General features: G+C 57.9%; 22 protein-coding genes. 9 read left to right on the top strand and 13 right to left on the bottom strand.

Annotated elements, in window-relative coordinates; genetic code table 11:
• Nucleotides 1-7 precede the first annotated feature (7 nt).
• The 7 genes from virB11 to Q0837_RS04835 are packed head-to-tail and all read right to left on the bottom strand — an operon-like array spanning nt 8 to nt 7,237.
• Nucleotides 8-985, bottom strand: coding sequence for a P-type DNA transfer ATPase VirB11 (gene virB11, locus Q0837_RS04805; protein WP_298465975.1), 978 nt, complete (start codon nt 983-985; stop codon nt 8-10).
• Nucleotides 982-2,031, bottom strand: a complete 1,050-nt coding sequence (locus Q0837_RS04810) for a TrbI/VirB10 family protein (RefSeq protein WP_298465978.1) — start codon at nt 2,029-2,031, stop codon at nt 982-984. The genes virB11 and Q0837_RS04810 overlap by 4 nt, the downstream gene beginning before the upstream one ends.
• Entirely contained in the window at nt 2,028-2,732 is a 705-nt protein-coding gene (locus Q0837_RS04815; RefSeq protein ID WP_298465980.1) for a TrbG/VirB9 family P-type conjugative transfer protein, read from the bottom strand. The genes Q0837_RS04810 and Q0837_RS04815 overlap by 4 nt, the downstream gene beginning before the upstream one ends.
• A complete protein-coding gene (locus tag Q0837_RS04820) occupies nt 2,729-3,463 on the bottom strand; it encodes a VirB8/TrbF family protein (protein WP_298465982.1) in 735 nt (244 codons plus the stop codon). Before Q0837_RS04820 ends, Q0837_RS04815 begins: the two co-directional genes overlap by 4 nt.
• Nucleotides 3,463-4,650, bottom strand: coding sequence for a type IV secretion system protein (locus tag Q0837_RS04825; RefSeq protein ID WP_298465984.1), 1,188 nt, complete (start codon nt 4,648-4,650; stop codon nt 3,463-3,465). The genes Q0837_RS04820 and Q0837_RS04825 overlap by 1 nt, the downstream gene beginning before the upstream one ends.
• A complete protein-coding gene (locus tag Q0837_RS04830; RefSeq protein ID WP_298465986.1) occupies nt 4,650-7,025 on the bottom strand; it encodes a VirB4 family type IV secretion/conjugal transfer ATPase in 2,376 nt (791 codons plus the stop codon). The genes Q0837_RS04825 and Q0837_RS04830 overlap by 1 nt, the downstream gene beginning before the upstream one ends.
• Nucleotides 7,004-7,237 (bottom strand): VirB3 family type IV secretion system protein, encoded by a 234-nt coding sequence (locus tag Q0837_RS04835; protein WP_298469781.1) that lies wholly within the window; start codon nt 7,235-7,237, stop codon nt 7,004-7,006. Before Q0837_RS04835 ends, Q0837_RS04830 begins: the two co-directional genes overlap by 22 nt.
• 347 nt (nt 7,238-7,584) lie before the next feature.
• Between Q0837_RS04835 and Q0837_RS04840 the strand changes: the two genes are divergently transcribed.
• The 6 genes from Q0837_RS04840 (at nt 7,585) to Q0837_RS04865 (ending at nt 14,819) form a co-directional block, all read left to right on the top strand.
• Entirely contained in the window at nt 7,585-8,682 is a 1,098-nt protein-coding gene (locus Q0837_RS04840) for an AraC family transcriptional regulator (RefSeq protein ID WP_298465988.1), read from the top strand.
• A 51-nt stretch (nt 8,683-8,733) separates the two neighbouring features.
• Nucleotides 8,734-10,176 (top strand): MBL fold metallo-hydrolase, encoded by a 1,443-nt coding sequence (locus tag Q0837_RS04845; RefSeq protein WP_298465990.1) that lies wholly within the window; start codon nt 8,734-8,736, stop codon nt 10,174-10,176.
• Nucleotides 10,177-10,190: 14 nt separating this feature from the next.
• Entirely contained in the window at nt 10,191-12,233 is a 2,043-nt protein-coding gene (locus Q0837_RS04850) for a M13 family metallopeptidase (RefSeq protein WP_298465991.1), read from the top strand.
• Between the two features lie 135 nt (nt 12,234-12,368).
• Nucleotides 12,369-13,703: an alkaline phosphatase PhoX gene (locus Q0837_RS04855; protein ID WP_298465994.1), complete on the top strand. Its 1,335-nt coding sequence runs from the start codon at nt 12,369-12,371 to the stop codon at nt 13,701-13,703.
• Between the two features lie 367 nt (nt 13,704-14,070).
• Nucleotides 14,071-14,460, top strand: a complete 390-nt coding sequence (locus tag Q0837_RS04860) for a hypothetical protein (protein ID WP_298465996.1) — start codon at nt 14,071-14,073, stop codon at nt 14,458-14,460.
• 11 nt (nt 14,461-14,471) lie between these two features.
• The gene (locus Q0837_RS04865; RefSeq protein ID WP_298465998.1) at nt 14,472-14,819 is read left to right on the top strand and encodes an HdeA/HdeB family chaperone; all 348 of its coding nucleotides are present in this window, start codon (nt 14,472-14,474) and stop codon (nt 14,817-14,819) included.
• Here the strand turns inward: Q0837_RS04865 and Q0837_RS04870 are convergent, their stop codons facing one another.
• Genes Q0837_RS04870 through Q0837_RS04895 form a run of 6 tightly spaced genes read right to left on the bottom strand, consistent with a single transcriptional unit; the run spans nt 14,820 to nt 22,750 of the window.
• Complete coding sequence (locus tag Q0837_RS04870; RefSeq protein ID WP_298465999.1) at nt 14,820-15,326, bottom strand: hypothetical protein; 507 nt, start codon at nt 15,324-15,326, stop codon at nt 14,820-14,822.
• Nucleotides 15,327-15,336: 10 nt separating this feature from the next.
• Nucleotides 15,337-15,921 (bottom strand): DUF4136 domain-containing protein, encoded by a 585-nt coding sequence (locus tag Q0837_RS04875; RefSeq protein WP_298466001.1) that lies wholly within the window; start codon nt 15,919-15,921, stop codon nt 15,337-15,339.
• 24 nt (nt 15,922-15,945) lie between these two features.
• Complete coding sequence (gene gltS / locus Q0837_RS04880) at nt 15,946-17,163, bottom strand: sodium/glutamate symporter (protein WP_298466003.1); 1,218 nt, start codon at nt 17,161-17,163, stop codon at nt 15,946-15,948.
• Nucleotides 17,164-17,169: 6 nt separating this feature from the next.
• Nucleotides 17,170-18,597 carry an efflux transporter outer membrane subunit gene (locus tag Q0837_RS04885; protein WP_367275164.1) on the bottom strand — a complete coding sequence of 476 codons (1,428 nt, stop codon included), beginning with the start codon at nt 18,595-18,597 and terminating at the stop codon, nt 17,170-17,172.
• Complete coding sequence (locus tag Q0837_RS04890; RefSeq protein WP_298466005.1) at nt 18,594-21,680, bottom strand: efflux RND transporter permease subunit; 3,087 nt, start codon at nt 21,678-21,680, stop codon at nt 18,594-18,596. Before Q0837_RS04890 ends, Q0837_RS04885 begins: the two co-directional genes overlap by 4 nt.
• An 11-nt stretch (nt 21,681-21,691) precedes the next feature.
• Nucleotides 21,692-22,750, bottom strand: coding sequence for an efflux RND transporter periplasmic adaptor subunit (locus Q0837_RS04895; protein WP_298466007.1), 1,059 nt, complete (start codon nt 22,748-22,750; stop codon nt 21,692-21,694).
• A 119-nt stretch (nt 22,751-22,869) separates the two neighbouring features.
• On the opposite strand from Q0837_RS04895, the gene Q0837_RS04900 reads away from it, so the two are divergent.
• From Q0837_RS04900 to Q0837_RS04910, 3 genes are all read left to right on the top strand, one after another.
• The gene (locus Q0837_RS04900) at nt 22,870-23,301 is read left to right on the top strand and encodes an ion channel (protein ID WP_298466009.1); all 432 of its coding nucleotides are present in this window, start codon (nt 22,870-22,872) and stop codon (nt 23,299-23,301) included.
• A 156-nt stretch (nt 23,302-23,457) separates the two neighbouring features.
• Entirely contained in the window at nt 23,458-23,841 is a 384-nt protein-coding gene (locus Q0837_RS04905; protein ID WP_298466011.1) for a hypothetical protein, read from the top strand.
• A 38-nt stretch (nt 23,842-23,879) separates the two neighbouring features.
• Nucleotides 23,880-24,269, top strand: coding sequence for an HdeA/HdeB family chaperone (locus tag Q0837_RS04910; RefSeq protein WP_298466013.1), 390 nt, complete (start codon nt 23,880-23,882; stop codon nt 24,267-24,269).
• Nucleotides 24,270-24,375 lie beyond the last annotated feature (106 nt).

Genomic DNA, 24,375 nt, shown 5'->3' on the forward strand with positions numbered 1-24,375 from the left:
ATGTGCGCTACTCCGCCACCAGAATTTGGCTCACGCGGCGTTTGCCTGCGCGGCGTTCTAGCTGCACGAACACGTCGACGCTTTCACGGACATAGTGCCGCACATCGTCGCGGCCCAGCTTCGACCCGGCCTGCAGCACCAGCAAGGCCAGTTGCTCGATCGCTCGCTGCGGTGTGTCGGCATGGACTGTCGTCATTGAACCTGGGTGGCCGGTGTTGACCGCGCGCAGAAAGGTGAAGGCCTCAACCCCGCGCAGCTCGCCTAGAATAATCCGGTCGGGCCGCATGCGAAGGGCAGCGATCAGCAAATCCTCGGCGGATACTTCCGCTTCGCTCAATTCTCCGCGTGCCGCGATCAGGCCGACGGCGTTCTCGTGTTGCAGTTGAAGTTCAGCCGTGTCCTCAATCAGGATCAGGCGTTCTTCTGCGGGTATCTCGGCAAGGAGCGAGTTGAGAAAGGTCGTCTTTCCGGTCGATGTGCCGCCGGATACGAGGATGTTGCGGCGCTCACGCACGGCCTTTCGCAGGAGCGCTGCGGCCTCGCGGCCCAGAACTGGGCGAAACTGGCGCTCCACAGTGAGGTCGGATGCGTCTGCCGCTACCTCGTCGAATGCGTCTGCATCTTCCCAATCAGACAGCGACAGGTCGGCTGAAACATGACGCCGGATTGAAAAGACATGGCCTCCGCGCGTCGCCGGGGGCGCGGCGATCTGAACGCGCGAGCCATCGGGGAGAGTTGCGGCGAGCAATGGCTGCACGCGGCTGACACCTTGCGAAGAATGCGCTGCGATCTGCCGTGCCAGCCTCCCGAGCAGCTTCTCATCGAGGCTCGGTTCATCGGCGCGTTCGATCCCGCCGCCAATACTCTCGATCCAGACTTCGCCCGGGCGGTTTATCCAGATGTCTGTGACGTCGTCACGTTCGAGCACCGGGGCAAGCGGCGCGAGAAAACTATCCAGGTAGTAGCCTGCATCGGTGACGCTCATTGTTCGACCGTCGAGAAATCGAGGTCACGCGAAACGAAAACCGATACGCTGGCGCCATGCTTTACTTTAAGCGTCGGCTGAATGCGCTGCTGGTCGGTGACCTGAACGTTTTGGGTGCTGCCGGGCAGAGCCACGATAACACCATTGCTCGCTTCGTTCACCGCAAGGCCAACCCCGATGTCGAGGATCGATTGCAGCAACGCGCCGCCAAAGCGCTGCAAAAACTTGCTGTCGACCTTGCCGCGAATACCGGCGCGGCCGAGGGGATCAGAAGAAGGCGAGTCGAGCGCAATTGTGACACCATCGGGCCGGATCAGCCGTGTCCATTGTACCAGCGCACGCTTCTGGCCGGGGCGAAGGTCAGCTTCGTACTCGCCGTATAGGCGACTTCCGCGCGGGATGAGAATGCGGGTTCCGTCGAAGCCCGCCACGTCCCGCTGCACGAGGGCTCGAACGCCGCCAGCACGGGTCGAATCCAAAGCGGTTTCCAGCACCGCCGGGATGACGGTGCCCTGAGGGATGGTGAGCGATGGGTTGCGTAGGCGGCCCGCTGTGACGCGGTTGGCACCTTGATTGCCAGCGTTCGCGAGGAGCGCCTCGATCTCGGGATTGGATGTATTGTCAAAAACCACGCGTGATGGCTCGGGGGTAGGCAGAGGTCGCGGTGGCTCTGGCAGGGGCGGCGGCGGAAGAGGTGGGAGAAAACGCGGTGCAACCGGCGGCGGGATGTCGCTTATTGTCGGAGCTGAGCGCGGCGCGGGCGGTTCGGTGGGCGCGGCTGGTTCAAGTGGACCGCGACCGGCAAAGCGATCGGGCACGCCAATCGGAACGGGGGATGCAATTCTGTTCCCCGGTTCGCTCGAAGGCTGCAGGATCGAGGGCGTCTGCGCAGCTTCGCGGGAGGCGCTTAGCGCGTTGAACAGGACAACCCCGCCTATCAGCAGAACCGCGATGAAGGCCCACATTCCCCAGTTGCTCGCAGATCCGGTCGCAATGACGGGTCTGACGTCTTCGGGGATCGGAGCTGAGGCGGCGCTTTCACTCATGTGTCACCATCCTGCCTGCTGTTTCGGCGTGCAGTCGCCTTTTCCTTGTCGATGCGAAACACCAAACGCTGATGCACGCGGTCGATCACGAACTGCCCGCCGCGCATATAGCCATCGACCACTTCTTCATCGCCAGTCGCGCCAATGGCGAAGACCGCTGGGAGCGATTGGTCTGGAGCGTATTCGATCACGGTCTTCTCGCCATTGTCGCGGATCGATAGCGGGCGCACCGATTTGTCACCGCGAAGCCGGTATGACCAGTTCAGGTCGGCAATTGTTTCGGTGGCAGCGGGAGTGGAAGGCGGTGAAGATTGCGAGCCTGCGAACTCAAGCCGAACCAGATAGGCCGCCATCAGGCTTTGCCCGGCCTCCAGAGAAAACTGGTATTGCCGAGTGGTGGTTTCGACATTCAGCGTGGCCGGGGCCGCATTGACCATCGGTTTGACCTGCAGGCTGTTGTCTTCCGGCGAAATCGTGATGTTCCAAAGCTGGTTGCCGTTCAGCACGGCTCGCTGGATCGTCTCGCTTGGTTCGAGCATCACGGTGAGTGCAGTTTCGGGCAGGGCGGTGAGCGCAATGGTTTCACCAGCCTTCCATACGACCGACTGGATCCGCGGACTTTCAGCGCTCGGCGTCGGCACAATCTGGGCTGCGGCGGGCGCTGCAAACGCCAGCAGCAATGCCGGGGTGAGGCGGATCATGGCTCGCGCTCCAGTCGGCGGGGTTGCTCCACGCCATTGACGATTCCGGCCTCAGGCAGCGTTTCGGCATCGCGCCGGTAGCTTGTGACCTGAAACCCTAGCGGATTGATGTAGCGATCGGCTTCGCTCATCTCGGCTCCGGTGAAGGCATAACCAATCACTGCGACCCAGTGCTGTGCCTGTTGTGCGCTCGCGCCGGCATCGGTGCGCGTGGTCGCAAACCGGACCATGGCGCGCCCTTCCGAAAGCGTGGAGACACTTTTGACCTCTGTTCTGATGGTTCCACCGCGCGGCAAGTATGCGAGCGGACTGGCGGGGTTTGTCGCCTCCATTGCGCGGGCATATTGCTGCTCAACGATATTGTCCGACCAGAGCGACACTCTGCGGTAATCATCCTGCAAGCCATCAGCCGTGAAGCTCTCACGGGCGATGACATATTGAACGAGGAACGAGCGGGTCAGCGCGGTGTCGGGCGCGACTGCCTGTGCGTCTAACGGAGCGAGAGCTTCGACATTTCCGGTATGCCGGTCGACCAGCAGGGTATAGGGTTCCACTTCCTTAAGCGGGATCAGGAAGACGAGCGCGACCGCCTCGAGCAATGCGATAATTGCAGCGATAATCGCCACGGTCCATGCGCGGCGGTTCGATCGTTCGAGATCGTCGGTAACGCTTGTCGCCCAACTGTCTGAAACAGGAAGGTCTGCGAGATCATATTCAGGTTGTGCGGTCATTATGTCGTGTCCCGCCTTTGTGCTGCCCGCGATGTGCGGGGGCTTGGTCGGCGATAAGAAGTTCCAAGCCGCTCGGGACCGCGCTCGACCACCACAGTCTCTCGCGTCTCATTGGTGCTCGTATTGGAGTTCGTGATCAAGCGCTCGCTGGAAGAGGTGGCTTCGCGCCGGATCGAGCGTTCGATTGTGTTGCTGACCTGCTCGGCACGGACGATCTGCGGCTGCGATGCGCCAGCCGGTGCCAATACCATCGGTTGCGGGTTTGTCTCGGTCCGATTCCACGCAGGAAAGTCGGGAATAGTGAGCCACCCGCGATGGAACACGACTTTGGCAAGGAACCAGATCATGGCAAAGTGCACGGCGGCGAAGGCGAGCATGATTGCGAACAGTTCGATTGGGGTCGAGGGCGCTGCATAGCCAAACGCCCGAACGCGCAGCGCATCCGCGAGCCAGGGTTCGATGATGGCAAGCTGCACCGACAGGACAATGGTTGCCCCGATTGACCCGGCGATTGTCAGCACCAGACCCTTCAGCCACCCGGCGAAAATTCCGCGCGATTGTTTGAAGAAATACAGCCCGGCAACAATCGGAGCGAGCGCGAGCAGCAAGCCTGCACCAATTCTGAGCAGCGCGAGAGTTCCGATGATGCTGGACAAGAACAGCAAACGCGCGGTGCCGAACGCGTTGTCGTCCTGCAGGGCGGTGCCGGCGAAAGTGTTGCTTGGCTCGTTGGGGTTGATGAACTGACCCGTCTGTCTGCCAGTGCCCGTCTCGATCAACCGAACGATCCGATTGTCCGCCGACTGCAAGCGGTCGACAAGGTCGCCTGATGCGCCGGACTGACTTGAGGTCTGAATCACGCTGGCAATCTCTGCGGGGCCCTTCAGCGTCACGTCATAAATGACTGTGCGAAAGGCAGGCCACGAAAAAGCGAGAGTCAGCACAATGCCGATCTTGAGCACATCGTAGACAACATCGCGCGCGCCCGGCGGCGGGCCAAACAGCATACGGATGCCGAACATCGCAATGAACAAGGTGAGCAATCCCATCACCATGGACGCGGCAACCGAGCCCGGCTGGCCGAGCGCGGCGTAGCCATAGCTGCCGATGAGCTCCGCCTGGCAATCGATATGCGCGAGCGTGCGCGTGAGAAACTGGTCACCAGTGATGATCTGCGGACAGGACATTAGGCAGCTTTCTCGATCAGCAGATGCAGCCAGTTCGCCGGGTCAGTTCCCGTCTTGTCGACGAGGCTGTCGAATAGCCGGACAGTGCTCTCGCGGCCTGACAGGATCGTGAGCAGCTCTTGCTCACCAGACAGGTCGAGCCGCGCGACAACACTGTCGCGGCCATGCTTGATCAGGAAACAATGCGAGGTATCCGGCAAGGTGCGGACGAGATCAAATTCGTGGCGGCTGAGGCCGAAGCCGTTGATGTAGTCCTCGGCGCGCGCCTTGGGATTGATCATGAATATCTGTGTCGCAGCCTGTTCGATAATGGCGCTGGCAATCTTGCTTTCGAGCGCGTCCTGCGCGCTTTGGGTGGCGAAGCCGACCACGCCGTTGCGCTTCCGGATCGTTTTCTCCCAATCCTTGATCCGGCGCACGAACACGTCGTCGTCCAGCGCTTTCCAGCCTTCGTCGATCATGATCACCGCCGGAGTGCCATCGAGCCGTTGTTCGACGCGGTGGAAGAAATAGAACATGGCCGGAGTGCGCGCAGTCGGATCGTCGAGGATAGCGGTCATATCGAACCCGACGGTTTCGGCGGAAAGATCCGTCAGGTCGCGCTCATTGTCGAATAACCACGCGCGCTCACCTTCGCCCCACCATGGCCGCAGTCGCGCCGATAGGTCGTCTGCGCGAGGGCGGTCGCCGCCGCGAAACAATTCCACCAGATACCGCAGCCGCCGTCGCTCAACGGGCTGCTTGAAGCTCGTGTCGATCGCATCGCGGATCTGGTCGGCTTCTGCGCTGGACGCACCTCCAGCTAGCAGAGTGAGCCACTCGATCAGGAATTGGCGGTTCTCAGCTGTGTCCTCGAGCTGCAGCGGATTGAGGCCCGAGGGAGTGCCTGGGCAAAGGCGATCATACTGCCCTCCAATCGCGCGGATAAACAGCTCCGCCCCGCGATCCTTGTCGAAGAAGATCGTGCGCGGGCGGAAACGGCGGGCTTGTGCGAGCAGGAAATTGAGGAGCACTGTCTTGCCCGAGCCGGACGGCCCGATGACGGTGAAATTGCCAAGGTCCTGTTGGTGGAAATTGAAGAAATACGGGCCAGCCGCTGTCGTCTCGAACAGCGTAACCGCATCGCCCCAATGATTGTTCTTCGCGCGCCCAACCGGGAAATTGTGCAAGCTGGCAAGGCCGGCAAAGTTGGTGGTCGAGACCATTCCGCGCCGTCCGATGTAGCGGAAATTGCCCGGAAACTGTGCCCAGTAAGTCGGCTCCAAAGCGATATCTTCGCGCACTGCGTTGATGCCCAGGTCAGCCAGCAAAGCGATGACTTCGGCCACATGGTCTTCAAGAGCGTCCAAATTCTCCGCATGCACTGCAATGGTCGAATGGTGCTCGCCAAAGCCTGCACGGCCAGCGGCTACCTCGTCTTTTGCCGCCGTAAGCTCTTCACGCAGTGACAATGCCTCGTCTTCGGCGGAACGCATACGACGCAGCGCGAGGTTCATCTGGCTCAGCGCTTGCGCCCGCTCGACCATCGCGAAACTCTGCGACACATGCAGCTCAAACGGCAGGCGATAAAGCTCGTCGAACATGCCTGGGAATGTGGTGCCCGGGTAATCCTTGATCGACAGCATCGCCACAAACCGCCGAGGGAGATCGCCAGTTGGTGCAAGCTCCACGCAGTCCTGCCCGAAGCTGATCCGGCGCGCCGGGATGAAATGACCGAGATCACCGTGTGGCAGAGCAACCGGGCGCATATCGGCGTTGAACAGGCAGGATAGAAACTCGAGTGGCTCGGATCGAGGACCGTCCTTGGTCTCATAGACGCTCAGAACGCGCGGGTCGTATGCCGAGAGCGCAGCCATCACCGCATCGCGGGCTCGATCAAGCGCGTGCTTCTCCGCCGCCATCAAAGTGGCGTTGCGGTTCGAACTGCGCAGAAACCAGCTGCGCATCCGATCGACAAATCCGATTTTGCCCTGCAATGGGCGGCGCACGATCGTGAGAAATAGCTCGTTGACGTAAAGCTGCTTGCCAGAGAGCTTAGCCTGCCATTGCTCATCGAGCCGCGCGGAAAAATCATCGGCAGTTACCGGTTGCAGCGAAGCCTCCGCACGCCGCCTGACGACATGGTGATAGACCGCAAATCGTGAACTGCCAAGCGTCCGCAACATCGCATCGCGCAGGCCGCTGCGGTAATTCAGCTCGTCACTGTCGGCAGTCTCGAACAGCAGGCCGCTCAGCCGAATGGTCTGCATCAGCAAACCATCACGGGTCTCGATTGTCACATCGTCGATGTGCCGCGCATAGGGCAAGTGCGCTCCCGCCGGAGCCTCCCGAGCGATCGCCTTCGGATCGCGGGTCAGGGGCGGTAAGAGTTGCATTTCCAGATCGCGAAGTTCTTGATCCTCGGGCAATTTCGCACCCGGGTCAGCCATAGATCGAAGATGCGCGGCTCGTGCAGGCAGGCCAGCATGCCAACGCCGTGCAGCGCAAGCGCGATAAGCAGCACCCACCAGGTGCGGAAAATCAGGAACAGCTCGACCGCAATGACCGCGTTGATAATAAAAAACGTGTAGGTGACACCGGCAAACATCTGCGGTCGCGTAAGCGCAACGAAAAGCGTGTCCCGGCGCAGATCATCCGACAAATCGATATCCCCATATCAAACGCCCGCCGCTCTGTTTTCTTATTGGCAGATCAGTCGCTCACAATTCAATCATTCTGAGCTTTTCAGCGCGATCAGGCAAGCCCGCTAACCATAGACAGAGTCGCAGTTCGTGCAAGAATGGATGGTCTGCTGCGGACCTTATCGTGCCCGCCATCGAACGGACAATTGCGCTGATCGATTCAACGCTAGATTGATCAGGGTTTCGTGGCACAGCTAATCCATGAGTGTCGAGCGGCAGCGGACGACTGAGAATTCCAAGCGAGGGTGTCACCTTGCTGTTTCTTGACGCGTTTGTGCGTTTCGGCGGAGTGGCTCTCTTGCTGATGATTGCGGTGACGAGTTGGAAGCACCGCAAGACTTGGCCAAGCGCGCCCTACCTTATCCTCAGTTGTGGGAGCGTTGGCGCGCTTTTCTTGGGATATGCGCCGCCCGCGCTCCAGCCGCCCGAACCGCTCCTCTCGCTCGCTCGTTTTGCAGACATTCCGCATCTTGTCTTTGTCTGGTTGTTCGCGCTCAGCCTGTATGAGAGCGAATTCAGGCTTCGCGCCTGGCATGTCGCTGTTGGCGTTTTGTACGCGGCGCCGATCTTCTGGCCGCGACTTGCTGGGGTAGGGCTGGTCGCTGATCCGCCCGCTTGGCTGCCGATCTATGGCGGCATTACCTCGATCCTGCTGATGGGACATCTCGCATGGGTCACCTTGCACGGCCGCAGCGATGACTTGCTGGAGCGCCGCCGCAATTCGCGGACCTACTTTGTCGTTCTGCTGTTCCTCGTGACTATCGCGGCGGCTGCTTCTGAGATGGTCCCTGACGGCGCGCCGATACACTTCCGCACAGCGAAAATAATGGCGATCATGCCAGCGCTCGTTTTCGGAGCAATCTGGATGCTGCGTTTCAACCTCCCAAGTGCAGCTCCAACTGGTCCATCAGGATTACCTGGCGACCTGCAACCCCAAGACAAAGCGCTGCTAGGGAAAATGCAGAAGCACTTACTTTCGGATGAGGGCTTCAGGAACCCCGCGCTTACAATTGTAAGCCTTTCGGCCGAACTTGGCGTGAGCCAGCACCGCTTGCGCGCCTTGATCAACCAAAGCCTGCGCCAGACCAACTTCAGCAGCTTCATCAACCGTATCAGGATCGATGCCGTCTGCGATGCGATGGAGCAGCCTGAGACCGCTGATCTCCCAATCCTCACACTCGCCTTCGACGCCGGCTTCACATCGCTTTCTTCGTTCAACAAGGCTTTCAAGTCGCAGCAGGGTATGACGCCAAGAGCCTATCGAGCCCGGCTTTTGGCGGGAGGTGCGAATGCGCGGAATCCGTCACCTTTTTCAACAAATCCGCAAGACGCCGCTACGGCGCGAACCTAGCCTTGATTGAGTCCGGCGGGCCTTGGCACGTCTATCTTCACGGAGGCTTTTTTGCGGTATTCTCTGATATTTGTGGTGCTGGCATTGCTGGGAGTTGCACCTGCGTCAGCACAGACCGACGATGCGCGGGTGGCCGAAATCATCGAGCGGCTGACCAATGCCTATGGCGGTGACGCGCTGACCGAGCTGCAAAGCGTTTCTATCGTCAGCTATCGGCGCCTTGCCTGGCCGGGGCAGGGCCAAACCGCAGGCTTCGTCGAGTATGAGCGCGACCGCTTGCGCAAGCACTTCGATCTTGTGAACGAGCACGGGAGCGTTGAGCGCTGGACCCATCAGAACGGCAATGCCTATCACAACCGTTTCGTCGTGAACGCGGACGGAGCGACCGCGCTCGACTATTTCGAAATGTCCGCGACGCCGAGCGAACGGGGTGGGTTCTGGCAGTGGTTCAATACCGATTTCCGCAGTACCGACACCTTGCTCGCCTATCGCATCGCCACAGGGTCGTTGGAGATCGAATATCTCGGTACGGAGGAGTATCGCGGTGTCGTTCACGACAAAATCGCTCTCGAAGTCAGCCCGGAAACCCAGCGCGCGATCGTCTATATCTCACGCGCGGACGGGCTTATCCACCGCCTCACAATGATGCGCGAGATTGGCGAAGTGAACTTGCTGTTCGCCGAACACCGAATGGTTGGCGGTGTCCGCCATGCGTCCGAGTTCTACATCTATCTGGGCGACACGCTTACCGAGTTCGACACAGCGATAACGTTCGTTCCGAACGTTGATGTTCAGGCGAGCCTAGTGGTCGGAGATGGGTTCTCTCAGCCCGCCGAAAACGTCGAACAATCGGAGATGACGGTCGAGCAAGTTGGCGAGGGTGTCTTCATGGTTGGCCGCGAGGATTATGGACTGTTTGTGCTGGATGGCGACGGTGTCATCTCCGTCAACGCCTATGCGGGCCTGAAGGATCGCTACGAGGCGTTCACCGAACATCTCGGGCGCGACGTACCGCTCAAAGGCTTGATCGTGACCCACCACCACAGCGATCACATGGATGCTGTTGGCGAGGCAATTGAACTGGGTGCGACCCTTCATCTGACCAACGAGTCGCATAAGACGCTTCAATCCACCCGCGACGACATGGATGAAATTTCACTCGATATCTTAACCGCAGACGACCGAGTAGGTCCGCTGTCGATCTATGTTCGCGGGACGTCGCATGCGAGTGAGAACGCCTTCGTCTATCATTCTGGCGCGAAGGCGTTGTTTCAAGACGACCATTATCATGGTCTGGTGGCTGACGGACCAAGCCGGGTTCAGCCCTCCGCACTTGAGATGTATCGGATCATTGTGGGACTAGGCTTGGATGTCGACTATGTCCTGTCCGGTCATGCGCGCAAGGCAGAACGCTGGGACGATTTTGCGGCAGCAGCCAATGGCCCTAACGCTGGCGACCCGTGTCCTTCCGAAAGGGAAATATGCCGCTTGTGAGATTGCGCTCTGAAGTGAAACGCTGGGTCTTCGGAGCAGCCTCATTGGTGTGCCTGGCACCGCTGGCCCATGCGGATTCGACGGGACCATCCCATGGAGAATGGGGCGTCCAGACCGAGCATCTAAGCGAGACCATCAAACCAGGCGACGATTTCTACACTTACGTCAACGAAGGCTGGATCAACGCCACGCCGATACCGCCCGACCGGAATTTCCTGTCCGAACCATGGGTCGCGCAGCTCAAGATCTACGATGATGTCGCAGCAATCATGGAAGGGATACTCACCCAACCCCGTGCCGCCGAGGGATCCGCCGAGCGGCGGCTGCAAGATCTGCATCGCAGCTATATCGACGCGGAAAGGATCGAGGCACTCGGTGTTGCGCCTATTCAGGGTGGGCTTGATCGGATCGCACGGATCGAAACCCATGATCAGGTCGCGCAGTTCATGGGCGATCCCATGGCGAGTTCGTTGTTCCACCTGATCGTAAAACCTCCGGTCGATATGCAAGGCGGCTACATCCTCTCGCTGGAGCAGTACCGCGTCACTGGGCTCGGTCTGCCGGGTCAGGTCTATTACAAGAGCGACGAAGAACCGTTCGGGGGCCATCGCGCCGCCTATCTCGATTACATCGCGGAAAGCTTTGCTCTGGCTGGGCTTTCCGATGGCCCTGCGCATGCCGAACGCGTTCTCGACCTGGAAACGCGCTTCGCAAATGTGATGTGGGATTTTGCGCGCCTCCGCGATGCGGGCGCAGCGTTCGACCTGATCTCGACGGCTCAATTGCGCGAGAAAGCACCTGGTTTCCCCTGGGACGCTTACTTCGAGGCGAAGGGCATCTGGGACCTCAATGCCGTCAATTTCGGGATCGGCGGCATCACCGAAAGCGCCGCGCTGTTTAACAAAATCCCGATTGAAAGCTGGAAGAGCTATCTGGCCTTCCATTGGGTCCGCAATCATGCCGACTACCTGCCAGATCGCTTTGGAGAGAGCCGTTTCCGATTCTACGATCAGCGCCTGTATGGCGTTGCTGAACGGACATCACGGGGTGATCGCGCGACAGAACTGATTCAGGGCGAGCTGGGCTGGGATGTGGGCTCGCTCTACGTCGCCAAACACTTTCCTGAATCCAGCAATCAAAAGGTGCTGGAAATCGGCGAATATGTCCGCCGGGCCTTTCGCGAGCAATTGCTCGAAACCGAGTGGATGGACGATGTCACGCGAGCCGAAGCATTGGCTAAGGCCGATGCCATTATCTTTGAGATAGCCGAGCCTAAGGAGCGCCCCGATCTCGCTGCCCTTGAGACGCGATCGGATGATCTGATTGGCAATATCCGCCGCCTGCGTGAGGAGCGTTGGAAGTTGGATCTCGACCGGCTTGGGCGGCCAATCTCGCGCTGGGGCGACTGGAACATGTACCCGCACCGCGTGGGCCTGGGCTTTCACCAGCAATACAACAAGATATTCATCACGGCGGGCGCATTGCTTCCGCCGTTCTTCGATCCGAAGGCCGATATGGCGGTAAACTTCGGGTCGATTGGATCGACCAGTGGGCACGAATTCGGCCACTCTCTCGACGACCAGGGTTCAAAGTTCGACAGCCGGGGCGCCTTGCGCGATTGGTGGACCCCGGCTGCTCGCGCGGCCTACGAACAGCGGACCAGGCGACTGATCGAGCAATTCGGTGACTACGAGGCTCTGCCGGACGTTTCGCTCAAGTCCGATCAGATGATCGGAGAGATTGTCGGCGACCTGACGGGAGCCTTGATCGGTCGGCGCGCCTATGAACTTTATCTTCAAGATCATCCTGAAGAAGCCGGGCTGGTCTTGGGAGGATTTACCGGGCCGCAGAGATACTGGCTGGCGCTGACGCAGAAAACTCGGATGGTGGCAAACGATGAGGCTCTGCGGAGCATGGCCCGTCAGGCTTCGCAACCGCCGCCGCCATTCAGCGTAAACGGTGTCCTTTCGAACCTGGAAGACTGGTATCGCGATTTCGAGGTGGAGCCGGGCGCGGCAATGTACCTGCCTGATGAACTCCAGACTCCGCTGTGGTGACGTTCTTTGCGCTTCAATTGATGCGGCAGCGGTGACGTCGAAAGCCTTGCAACTTCGCGGGACCAGGCTCAATTGAGTGTAACAGTTGCGCCGTGTTTGGGACTTGGCGCGATCCACGCAATGGAGCCTGACCCGATGAATATGCCCGCCGCAAGCCGCCGCCAATTTTTGGGTGCTACCGGCAGTGCCTTTGCCGCACTGCTCGCGAGCGGCTGCATGACGCGCGGAGTGGCCGCTCCTGCAACTGGGGGCTCGTTCTCGAATTATGGCCCGTTGCAGCCTGACCCAGCTGGTATGCTCGATTTGCCCAAGGGCTTTTCATACAGACTGCTCTCCAGCCTCGGCGATGCGATGAGCGATGGCGGAACCGTGCCAGACAAGGCCGACGGCATGGGGTGCCTCGATCTGGGCAATGGCGAGATCGTGCTGGTGCGCAATCATGAGCTTGTGCCGAGTGATGGAGCAGGCGGGCCGATTGCCAAGGGCTTCGGCACGCACAATGGTAACATTGTCCCCGGCGGCACCACCAACATCGTTCTCGATGCAAAGACTCTCGACGTGAAACGCCAGTTCCGCACGCTCGGCGGGACGATCCGCAATTGCTCGGGCGGGGTTACGCCTTGGGGTAGCTGGCTGACCTGCGAAGAAGCGCCCACCGGCCCCGGTCAGCGCTATGGTGAGGGCCTAGCAGTCAATCACGGCTGGGTGTTCGAAGTGCCCGGCTCGGCGACCGGACTGGTCGATCCGGTTCCCCTGCGCGGCATGGGGCGGTTCAATCACGAAGCTGCCTGTGTCGATCCGGCGACTGGCTATGTCTACCAGACCGAAGATCGCAATTCAGGCGTCGTCTACCGCTTCCTTCCCAAGACTCCTGGCAAACTGTCCGATGGCGGCAAGCTTCAGGCGATGGCGCTTGAGGGGTTGAGCGACACCCGCAATTGGGAAAACGCCGCGATGCCTGTCGGACAATCTTACACAGTGCGCTGGATCGACCTTGACGAGGTCGAAGCGCCAGAAGATGATCTGCGCAAGCGCGCCGCCGCGCAGGGCGCAGCCTTGGTCGCACGCGGCGAAGGCATTCATATGGGCCAGAATGACATGTTCATCTGCTCGACCAGTGGCGGTGCGAAAAACCTTGGCCAGATATTCAGATTGGTCCCCGGTCGCGGCGCTGGCCCCGATCGGTTCGAGCTGTTCTTCGAAAGCGAAAGCAAGGCGCAGTTTGATTACGGTGACAACCTATGTGTCGCGCCGAACGGCCACCTGATCGTCTGTGAGGATCAGTACACAGAAGTGGTCGACAACCACCTGCGCGGCATCACTCCGGACGGCCGTCCGTATGATTTCGGCCGCTTGCGGATGCAGACTGAGCTGGCAGGCGGATGCTTCTCACCCGATGGTAAGTGGTTCTTTGTAAACGCCTATGCGCCCACGCGCACGCTAGCCATTACGGGGCCTTGGGCGGCCTAAGGGTTGGTATTTCGAGCTGGGCTTTCCAAAAGCATCGCGCGAATTTTCGACTGTTTTGGAAAATCTGGCTCCGAGTTGGATTCGAACCAAATTGACATAAATATCTATAGTATAAACAGAATTGATGTCAATTTTTCTCACTATTAGAGGTGTTCCCCCATTTCGTCCCCCGTTGCATTTTTGGTGGAGGTCGTAAATGTCCGGTCTCGGCAATGTTGCGCTAACGAAGGAGCGACTGGGTTTGGGGGTGGAAGCGGACAATTCCAGCAATCCAAAAGCCTAAGGATGTCTTCCACCGCATAAGAACCGCTTTCTATCCCATCGAAAGATGATAGTCTTTCCTCAGATTCCAACAGAGGGGTAGCCAGTGCAGAAGTCACTCGTTTGCGGTTTGGTGACAGCAGCATTGCTCGCCGCTTCGGCCTCGGCTCAGGAGAAAGACCCGCAGTACCTTGAGTCCCGGTTCGACTATTGTCACGAACGCGCTCTCGCTTTCTCAGGCTATGAGGGCAAAGTGCCTGATCGATACCTGCCGGGGGGCGCACTCGAAGGCGCAGCCAAAGGATCAGGGCTTGGCGCTCTCGGCGCTCTTATTTCCGGCAAGAACAAGAAAGAGCGCAAGAAAGCGGAACGCCGTGGCGCGATTCTAGGAGCAATCGTTGGCGCGATAAAGCGCGGCGAAGCCAAGAAGGACCAGCAACGCAAAGCGCGAATTTATCGACTTGAATTGGACGCCTGCATGCGCGGCGCGCGATAGGAGCAACCATTATGAAGAAGTCACTCATTGCAGGATTTGCGCTAGCAGGCAGTCTCTTTGCAGCTAGTCACGCGTTCGCGAACGAATCTGCGCAGAAACAGGATCTCGGTGATTTTGGCCTGGAATCGACTGATGTCGTTGATTTGGGGGAATTGCGGTGCTGGGATATGGTCACCCTGAGCGAGGATGATCGCGCGTTCGCCATGGTCCTCTTATACGGTTTTGCGCGAGGTCAGGCTTCCGAGTCGAAAATGTCAGCTCGCGACGTTCAGACTGCGGTCGTGAACACCATGCTCGAATGCGTTGACAAGCCAAACGAGAAGGCTCTCGACGTACTGAAGACGCATATTGTTAAGTAGCTAGACCGCGCCTGACGTAGTGAGGAGCTGCGCAGCGAACAAAGCGGAAAAGGCAAATCCTGCGGCGGCCAACGCCGTGACAAAGCGTTTACGCTTGCTTTCTCTGAGTAATGAAATCTGCATCAACTCGTTTGCGATTTCATCGACGGGATCGCATTGCTCTGCGGCTTCGATCAGATGCTTCGCCGAACCATACCGGTCCGGATGAAGGTAGAAGATGTGGCTGCGGCCATCTTCTGTCTCCGCTTGAGTGGATTTGCGAACTGGATAGAGAACATACCCAAACAAGGCGATCGGCAGGACGACGAGGAACCAGGCAAGTGCAATTGTTACCACATTCGCGGCCCCTTGCTCGCTCCCAAGTTTGCCAATGTCACTGATGATATTCAGCGCAAAGATGTAGCCAACGCCGACGATTTGTGCCTTCGTATCGTATGCGCGAACCGAGACCTGCGCCTCATCAAGACTGTCCTTCAGAAGCGCGAAGGTCTCATTCCTCGTACTCATCTATGTTCACTTAACTTGGCGGAAACTTGGCAAGAATAAGAACGACATCGGCGGCAGCCGTGTTGGTCTCGCCGCGAAGCTCAGAACGAGTGAGGTTGCGCTCTCCTGCACCATGCCAAACCGGCGTTCGGCGAGAAACATCGAATACATCGACTGCCAAAGTGCCCTCAGTGTATTCTCGAACCTCAGTGCGCAACGGCGGCGTCATGCTCGGCAGACGAGGCCAATACGAATTGCCCCAAGTCCAACGGACTCGATCCTGCCAGAAATAGTCTGGGGTCTGCGTAATCCGGGTGCCATCGCGAGTGCCGATTGTGAAGGAGACCGCGAAATCTGCCTCCTGCAAGTTCTCTGTAAAGCGATATCCCTTGCCGATCAGATCAGCTTTGATCGCTTGAGCGACATCGGCCTGGACAGTCGGCGGAACCGATCGTGCGCCAAGAACAACCATCGGGCTTTCGCCCGCCCATGCGAATGACTGATATTCGCTGAAGTTCTGAGCCTCGTCAAAATCGGTCGAGATGCGCCCGGTTGTGGCGCAGGCCGACAGAGCCAATGCAGCTGCCGCAGCAACAATGCTCGTGTAGAGCTTCATACCCGGATCTCCCCTATCCAATCCTCAGAGCGTCAAGAAGAACTGTATCAGAAATGCGTTCGCGACGTCGACAAAGAACGCCCCGACCAAAGGCACAATGATAAAGGCCGTGGGCGCTGGGCCGTGCGTCTTTGTGACTGCGGACATATTTGCGATGGCCGTTGGGGTCGCGCCAAGCCCAAAACCTGCGAAGCCCGCTGACAGCACAGCCGCAAGGTAGTTTCGACCCATAACTGGGAACACGACGAACAGGATGAAAAGGACCGCGACAATGACCTGCGCGGCCAAGATCCCAAATAGTGGTCCGGCAAGGCCCGCCACTTCCCAGAGCTGCATGCCCATCAGCGACATGGCAATGAAGAGGCCGAGCGAAAACTCAGAGATCAGCGCGAGCGCTTTAGTACCGGTTGGCCATGGGGCCTTCTTCGCCACAAGCGGGAAGGTGTTGGTCATCAGGATTGCGACCATCATGCACGACACGAACAATGGTAACTTCAACCCAAACTCAGCGATGGCAATGTTCAATCCAAAACCAATTATCATGGCAATATGGATGACCAATATCGCGCCCATCAGGTTGAGGTGTGTGATTGTGGTGTCGTCTTGCTTCTCGCGCTCGATACCGACCATCAGGTTGCCTTCGGTTTCGGATTTGAGATTGTAGCGCGACAGGAGGAAGCTTGCGATTGGGCCGCCAAGCAAACTGGCGATGACCAGACCAATCGTGGCCGCTGCGACACCAATCTCTAATGCGTTGGTCACACCTTGTTGTTCTGCAATGGTCGGTGCCCACGCAATGGCCGTGCCATGTCCGCCTGCAAGCGATGCTGATCCGACAAGAACGCCTACTCCGCTAGGCTGCCCCATTGCTGCTGCGGCAGCGAAGCCGACTGTGTCCTGGAGAGTCAGATAAGCGAGCGTGAGACCGAGAAAAATCACCAAAGGCTTCCCACCGGCCAAGAGCTGGCCGAACCGAGCGTTGATCCCGATTGCTGTGAAGAAATAGATCAGGAAAACATCTCGGGCATAGAGGCTGTATTCGATCTCCAGCCCGAATGAGGCATACAGGATCAACCCAACCACCGACGCGATTATTCCACCCGTCACCGGCTCCGGAATGTTGTACTTCTGCAGAAAGTCAATCCGGTTGGTAATCGTAATCCCAACGAACAGGACGATGATACCGAGCGTAAGCGTGACGAAGTCATCGACCTGCAGAATGTTGCCGTTGATGATCTCCATTGCGCTTCAGTCTTCCGCGTCGGCTGCTGGAGTAGGAGTTTCTCGCCAGTCCCCGCCTAGTGCCAGGCTGAGTTCGATATACTGATTCAACTGGGCCCGTTTCAAAGCCAGCAAACTGCTCTCCGCGCCAAAGACACGCTGCTGCACGCCAAGCACATCGAACAAATCGATTTCACCCTGACCATATTGCAGATTTGAAAGGCGTAAAGCGTTGCGAGAGCGATCAGCTGCCACTTCAAGCGCATCACGGCGCGCGCGCAGGAACACTCCGCGATCAAGAGCAGTCTCTACGTCGGTAAAAGCATTGATCGCGGTATCAGCATAAATCGCAACCGTGGCATCGATGTCCGCCTGAGCAATGTCGACTTGCGCATCGAGCGCGCCACCTTGGAAAATCGGAGCGAGCAGGTTTCCTGCGATTGTCCAGGCCAAGTTGGCAGGGTCGAGGACGTTCTCGAGCTCCGAAGAAGCCCCGCCAAGGGAGGAGGAAAGCGACAAACTTGGCAGGCGCGCGGCGCGAGCAATCGAGAGTGAATTGAGCGCAGCTGCCACATCGCGTTCGGCAGCGATTACATCAGGACGACGTTCAAGCAGTTCGGACGGCAGTCCTGCGCCCGGTGCAGATGGCAATGCCGGAAGCCTCTCAGCCGTATCCAACAAACCCGCCGGATAGCGGCCTGCTAGCGCTTCTAGCGCTCTCAGCGCCTCGATTTCTCCATTCTGAGCTGCCGCGAGGCTGTCTCGTGCGGATTGCAAGTCAGCTTCGGCGAGCGATACATCAAATTCCGATGCAAAGCCGTACTGATACCGCAGCTCGACGATCCTGAATATTTCAGTCAGCGCATCGACAATGCCATTGGCAACCGCTGCTTGCTCTCGGGATTCGATAACAAGGAAGTATGTTCGCGCTACGGAGGCTGCGATGGAGTATTGGGCGAAGACGTAATCGGCTTCCGCAGCTTGGGCGCTGGCTATCGCCGCAGCTTCACCTGCTTCAATCCTGCCCCATAGATCCACTTCGTAGGAGACCTGCAAGCCAACGCTATAGCGAGAATTGCTTCCAGGCCCGTCGACAATCTCCGTTCGCGTTGCGTCTGCCGATGCACCAACGGCTGGCAGTTGTTGAGCGCCAGCTTGACGTACGAGCGCATTGGCTCGACGGACACTCGCAGCAGCGGCCTGAAGGTTGCGGTTGTTCTGCTGGGCTTCCTCGACGAGCGCAGTGAGAGTGGGGTCGTTGAACGCAGCGATCCAGCCGACCCGTACTTCGCCCACTCTCTCACGAGCCGATGTCCATTGATTAGGTGCGGTTGGGACACTTTCTGCGGTCATTTGACCGGCCAACGTGTCATTTGCTGGTCGAACTGAAGCGCAAGAGGACATCAGGGCGCCAAGCCCCACGATGAAAGCCGCTCTTTGAAGCTGCTTGCTCATGCGACCGCTCCTTCGGATGGATCAACGTCGTTATGCGCTGTTTCATCTGCGGTTATCCCGAACGCCTTGGCATAAAAGACAGGCAGGATGATGAGCGTCAGAAGCGTTGCGAATGTGAGGCCAAAGACCAGCACAACTGCCATCGATTTAAAGAACGCGTCTAGGAATAGCGGAATAACACCCAAGACCGTGGTTAGCGAACCCATCATGACTGGGCGAACGCGGCTCGCTGCCGAGTCCAGGACCGCATCAAATCGAGGTTTGCCTTCGCGGATCTCCAGATCCATCTGATCGACAAGGACAATCGCGTTTTTGATCAGCAAACCAGATAGCGAGAGCAATCCGAGGATCGCCATAAATTCCATCGCGGTGTCGGTAACAAGCAATCCGATCACAACACCGATCAAGGCGAGCGGGACAATCAGCCATATTACTAAAGGTTGCTTAAGCGCGTTGAAGAGCACGATTACGACAAGCACCATGGCCAGGAAGCCAAGCGGCAAGGTGCTAGCCAAACTATCATTTGCCTCGGCGCTGTCGCCAAACTCACCATTCCATTTCAGCTGGTATCCGTCCGGCAGCGGTATGTCCTCGATTTGTGGTCGCAGTTGTTCGAACAGGGTCGAGGCAAGCTCTCCGGGCAAGGGATCGGCTTGAGCGTTGATCGTCCAAACTCGGTCGACACGCCGCAACTTAGCATTCTGCCACACTGTCTCGAAGCCATCGACGACCTCGAGAATGGGCACGGCTTGTCCAGTCGACTGGCTTAGAATTTGGACGCCTTGCAGCGATGTCTCATCAAGCCGCTCTCGCGCAGGCGCGCGCGAGATGATCCTAATCAACTGGTCTTTCTCGCGATACACCCCGACATCGCGTCCAGAAAAATTGGTGCGAAGGGCATTTGCGAGGTCTTCGCGAGAGATGCCAAGGCGTCTCCCACTGTCCGCATCATAAATGACGTCGACAACGCTGACTGGCTGCCGCCAATCATCCTTTATCGAAATCGCTCCGCCATCAGCTGCCATTATGGCTTTGGCCTTGTCTGCTAGCTCTCGCAGAACTGTGATGTCTGGACCGGAAAATTCAGCTTCGATTTTTGAGCCACCGCCTGGGCCGAGCTGGAACTGCCAGACTTTCGCCTGAGCATCTGGGAAGTTTCCATCGATATGGCTTTGGATTTGCGGAAGCAGGCCCGCAATCGCATCGTAGTCGGTCGTCTTTATGAGGAACTGACCATATGCTGAGCTTGGCGATTCAGGCGCGTATACCAGCATGTATCTCAGCGTGCCCTGGCCGACGAGAGTTTGGATCCCTTCGATCCCATCGAGTGCGGTCAAAAACCCTTCCAGTTCCCGCATTTTGGCATCCGTAACCGAGATGTCAGTGCCTTCCGGCATTGAGAAATCGACTACGATTTGCGGGCTTGTGGATGGAGGAAAGAACCCGGACTTCACGAAGTTGAAGCCAAAAATCGCCAGCGCGAACATTCCTACGACCGCAATGATAGCTAGATTTGATCGGGCCAAAACCTGACGCATCAAAGCGCGGTAGCGAACGAAGAATTGGTGCTCGGGTTTCTCCTCAGCCGGGCCATCGCTCTCTTTGAAGAGCAAATCGGCAAACAGCGGCACAGCCGTGATTGCGAACACCCAGCTGAACAGCAGCGAGATCATTACAACCCAGAACAGGTCTCCGGTAAACTCTGCGGTTGAACCTGGCGCAAAACCTATTGGCGCGAATGCAATGATCCCCACTAGCGTCCCACCCAGCAACGGCCACTTTGTGCGCGAGACTATCTCTTTGGCGATTTCCAGTTTCTTGCGACCCTGCTGAGTGCCCACAAGGATGCCTTCAGTCACAACAATCGCATTATCGACCAGCATGCCTAGTGCGATAATTAAGGCGCCTAGCGAGATGCGGTGCATCGGGATGCCCCAGACAAACATGACCGCAAGTGTGGCAGCGATAGTCACGACCAAGGTTGCCCCGATTATCAAGGCCGAACGAAGGCCCATGAAAAAGAACAGCGTGACCAGCACAATGACCAACGCCGCAATCACATTGACCGCGAAATTGGAAACCGCCTCCGTTGTGATTTTGCCCTGATGATAGAATTCGTGGACTTCGATCCCGAGCGGGCGGAGTGCTTCGGTTTCCTCAAGTTTGGCATCGATGGCTTCACCCATCTTTGAAACATTGGCGCCGGACACGTTCGACACACCAATCGCAATCGCTGGCTTGCCATTCCAGCGAACGACATTTGACGGCGGATCGATGTAGTCGCGGGTTACTTCAGCCACATCGCGCAAGGTCACAATCCTGCCAGTAGTGGCAGTCGAAATCACTAGGTTCCGGATCGCATCGACTGATCCAATTTCACCTGTGATTTGGAGTCGGTTGCGTCGGTCACCAAATTGCACGTCGCCCGCCGAAACGACTGAATTTTGTTGCGAAAGATCTGCGTAGATTTGCTCGACTGACAGGCCAAGGGCGTTGGCGCGCTCGCGCGAAACCTCTACGTAAATCGCCTCCTGTTGCGCCCCAAAAACGCTTACTTTTGCGACGTCCTCAACTTCCAACAACTCAGTCCGCAGAGAGCGGACATACTCATAGACCTCTGCGGGTGCGAAGCCGTCACCAGTGATGAGGTAGGACAATCCATACACGTCACCAAAGTCATCGGCGACATACGGTGCGCTGGCACCGGGTGGCAGCTGCCCCGTGGCGTCATTCACCTTGTTACGCAGCTTCGTCCAGATCAGTTGCAAATCGCCTTTCGTGGGCGATGCGCTGTAGAGAATATCGACGCTGATTTCCGACCGACCGGCTGATGACACGGATCGCACCTCGTCGACCTCGCCGAGCTGCTGGATCGCGCTTTCAAGCGTCTCAGTGACTTCGTTCGCTACCTCCTCGGGCGTTGCACCAGGATACTGGGTGATCACCTGCGCAGTGCGAATTGTGAATTCAGGATCCTCAAACCGGGCAATGTTTTGGTAGCTGTACCAGCCGCCCACCATCACCAATGTGATGATGATGCCCATGATAAGCCGGTTCTTGATTGAAAACTCAGCTGCGTCCATCGGATCAGGCCTCAGTTTTCGTAGGGACGAATTTTCATCCCATCATGAAGGTAGGCGGCGCCTGCGCTGACAATCGTTTCACCGACCTTGAGCCCATCGGTAATTGCCACTTCTTCGCCGATACTTTTGGCAATCATGACGACACGTTTCGATACCGTCATGGTTTTGCGATCAACCACCCAGACGTAACGCGCTTTGCCATCCGACAAGACCGACCCGAGCGGCACTGATATCCCGCCGCCTTCGACTTCATCCGAAAGCAGTTCTCGCCCCACGTAAACGGTGCCGGTCATACCGGGCAGCACGGTTACGCTAGGTGGAGGATTGAAAGCGAATTTCACCCGGAACGTTTGTGACTGGGTGTCTGCCTGCGTGCGCGCGGATAGAAAGCGGCCTGGGATCTGAACATCCGGAGCCGACGATAGCACCACATATTCTGTCGTCGCGTCGCGGTCTGCAAAGCGACCAACAATGCTTGCTGGAACGCTGACAACCGCCTCTGCTGCTCCAGTCGATTGCAGCTTCACGATGTCCTGCTGGGCACTGACGTTTTCAAACCGGACGGCGAGTTTTTCCGCTACCACCCCGCTGAAAGGTGCGCGCAGCACCGTATCGCTCAGATCCTTTTTGGCGCTGTCGAGCGTTGCCGCTGCCACATCTCTCTGCGCTTCGCGTTGCCGAACGGTGATTGCGGCAATAGCGTTCTGCTCGAGCAGGGCAGCAGCGCTCTCAAAGTCCCTTTGCGCAGCATCATACTGCGCTTGGGCCGACGCGACCGCATTGGCGTAGCGCCGCCGGTCAAGCCGAGCGAGCACCTGACCTTTGCGCACGAACTGAGATTCAGAAACAGGAAAATCCTGAAGCAAGCCGCCTACTTGGAAGGTTAGCGTCGACGAGTTGCGTGCTTCGACGATTGCTGGAAAGCTGACATCAAGACGCTCGTTTGCAGCTTGAACGGTGAACAGCTTGGCTGGCCGAACAATCTCTGGCTCTTCAACTACTTCGCCCGAACAGGCAGCAAGGCCAAGCGCAAACGCAAAAACACCGCAAATGCGGCTCCTTGATATCATCGTGTTTCCTTCTCGGCGCAAAGAATCAAGCCGGGCGCGCAATTCTCGACAAGGTTGCTGCATCAATTTAACCACGCTCGCAAGGTTTGTGCTGTTGCTGAGCATTGGGAGAATTAAGAGTGCTGACTCAATTGGTCGTGGGATCAGCGCTCGTCTGCGTCACAATCGTCATCATTGTTGGATTCATGGCATTCGCTAGCGTCTCGCTCACAAGGCTGGGCGACTGGTTGATCTCTGGCCACCCGGTCACGCGTTTGATGATTTCTCTTACCGGGGTTGTGTTGTGGCTACTTGCAGCGCTTTCAATTGCGGTTTGGGTGTGGGCAGGTGCGTTCCTTTCGCTCGGCGTCTTCAACACACTCGAGGAATCGCTCTATTTCTCGGTGGTGTCGTTCACGACGCTGGGCTTTGGTGATGTCGTGATTGGCAAGGACTGGCGTCTTCTTTCCGGTGTTATCGCGGCCAATGGACTGATACTTTTCAGTCTGATCACGGCTTTCTTGATCGAATTTATTGCCCGCTTGGAACGCGCGCGAAACGGGACCGGCTGAAGCAAATCCGCGGCGCACGGATCATAAGCCACCAACAAACAGCTTGCTTAGTTCGCTGAGAGCCCTTGTAGTGCCTGTGTTCATGTTCAGGCGTTGGCCCTGCTTTGATCGACAAATTCGGTTGAAGACCAGCGTGGACCTGAGGGGAGACTGCCTGTGAGATCATTTCAGCTTTTCGCCGTGCTAGTCGGTGTGTTTGCGTTGCTAGGAATCGCCGCGCCAGCACCTGCCGATGCACAACGGGGCGACTATGAGTATTGCCGCGACCGCGCGGCAAACATTAGCGGTTATGACGGCCGCTATCCGAGGAATTACAGGCGAGGGAACGTCATCGGAGACGCCATCAAAGGCTCGATACGCGGCCGAGTGGTCAGCGGTGTATTTGGCGCCAACAAGAAAGAACGTGATCGCGCTGCTCGCCGGTCGGCTCGGGGTGCCGTACTGGGCGGCATAATCAAGCGCAGCATTCAAAAGGATCGCGAGAAGAAAGCTCGTCGTGAGTACCAGCGCGAACTTGACCGCTGCATGGATGGATATTGATCGCCACGTACAAGTGACGAACTGAAGGAATATGGACTATGAAACTTGTTATCAAGACAGCGATTGCATTGGGCCTGAGTGCCGCTCTTATTGGATGCAACCAGCAGCAGTCTGATGAGCCTGACTCGACCGAGGTAGAGGCTGAAGCCGATGCGGCAGACGCCGCTGACGCGGGAGAAGCATCTGACGCACCCACTGAACCCGTCGCGTTTGACATCGCGGAGATCACCTGTTGGGATTTCTCTACTACCGAAGATGAAGAGCAGGGCTATGCTGCGACGCTGCTTTATGGCTACGCCGCAGGCGCAGCTGGCACGAGCGCGCAAACTAGCGATGGGATCGAGCAGGCAATTGTCAGTGCCGTCGAATTCTGCGTGGAAAACCCCGATGCAATGGCGTTGGATGCATTCAAGTCCGACGCCGGATAAGAACCCAATCCTCGATGCATTCCGGAGCCGGGCGGATCGAAACCGATCTGCCCGGTTTTGTTTGTGATCATTGGGTTCACGGTCTAAATCGTGACCAATGGGGCGG

The organism is uncultured Erythrobacter sp. (assembly GCF_947499705.1).
GTDB lineage: Bacteria > Pseudomonadota > Alphaproteobacteria > Sphingomonadales > Sphingomonadaceae > Erythrobacter.

What these genes read in the sequence shown, in the direction of transcription:
- virB11 (WP_298465975.1), bottom strand. Translation starts at nt 985, where the DNA reads ATGAGCGTCACCGATGCAGGCTACTACCTGGATAGTTTTCTCGCGCCG.
- Q0837_RS04810 (WP_298465978.1), bottom strand. Translation starts at nt 2,031, where the DNA reads ATGAGTGAAAGCGCCGCCTCAGCTCCGATCCCCGAAGACGTCAGACCC.
- Q0837_RS04815 (WP_298465980.1), bottom strand. Translation starts at nt 2,732, where the DNA reads ATGATCCGCCTCACCCCGGCATTGCTGCTGGCGTTTGCAGCGCCCGCC.
- Q0837_RS04820 (WP_298465982.1), bottom strand. Translation starts at nt 3,463, where the DNA reads ATGACCGCACAACCTGAATATGATCTCGCAGACCTTCCTGTTTCAGAC.
- Q0837_RS04825 (WP_298465984.1), bottom strand. Translation starts at nt 4,650, where the DNA reads ATGTCCTGTCCGCAGATCATCACTGGTGACCAGTTTCTCACGCGCACG.
- Q0837_RS04830 (WP_298465986.1), bottom strand. Translation starts at nt 7,025, where the DNA reads ATGCAACTCTTACCGCCCCTGACCCGCGATCCGAAGGCGATCGCTCGG.
- Q0837_RS04835 (WP_298469781.1), bottom strand. Translation starts at nt 7,237, where the DNA reads ATGTTTGCCGGTGTCACCTACACGTTTTTTATTATCAACGCGGTCATT.
- Q0837_RS04855 (WP_298465994.1), top strand. Translation starts at nt 12,369, where the DNA reads ATGAATATGCCCGCCGCAAGCCGCCGCCAATTTTTGGGTGCTACCGGC.
- Q0837_RS04865 (WP_298465998.1), top strand. Translation starts at nt 14,472, where the DNA reads ATGAAGAAGTCACTCATTGCAGGATTTGCGCTAGCAGGCAGTCTCTTT.
- Q0837_RS04870 (WP_298465999.1), bottom strand. Translation starts at nt 15,326, where the DNA reads ATGAGTACGAGGAATGAGACCTTCGCGCTTCTGAAGGACAGTCTTGAT.
- Q0837_RS04875 (WP_298466001.1), bottom strand. Translation starts at nt 15,921, where the DNA reads ATGAAGCTCTACACGAGCATTGTTGCTGCGGCAGCTGCATTGGCTCTG.
- gltS (WP_298466003.1), bottom strand. Translation starts at nt 17,163, where the DNA reads ATGGAGATCATCAACGGCAACATTCTGCAGGTCGATGACTTCGTCACG.
- Q0837_RS04885 (WP_367275164.1), bottom strand. Translation starts at nt 18,597, where the DNA reads ATGAGCAAGCAGCTTCAAAGAGCGGCTTTCATCGTGGGGCTTGGCGCC.
- Q0837_RS04890 (WP_298466005.1), bottom strand. Translation starts at nt 21,680, where the DNA reads ATGGACGCAGCTGAGTTTTCAATCAAGAACCGGCTTATCATGGGCATC.
- Q0837_RS04895 (WP_298466007.1), bottom strand. Translation starts at nt 22,750, where the DNA reads ATGATATCAAGGAGCCGCATTTGCGGTGTTTTTGCGTTTGCGCTTGGC.
- Q0837_RS04910 (WP_298466013.1), top strand. Translation starts at nt 23,880, where the DNA reads ATGAAACTTGTTATCAAGACAGCGATTGCATTGGGCCTGAGTGCCGCT.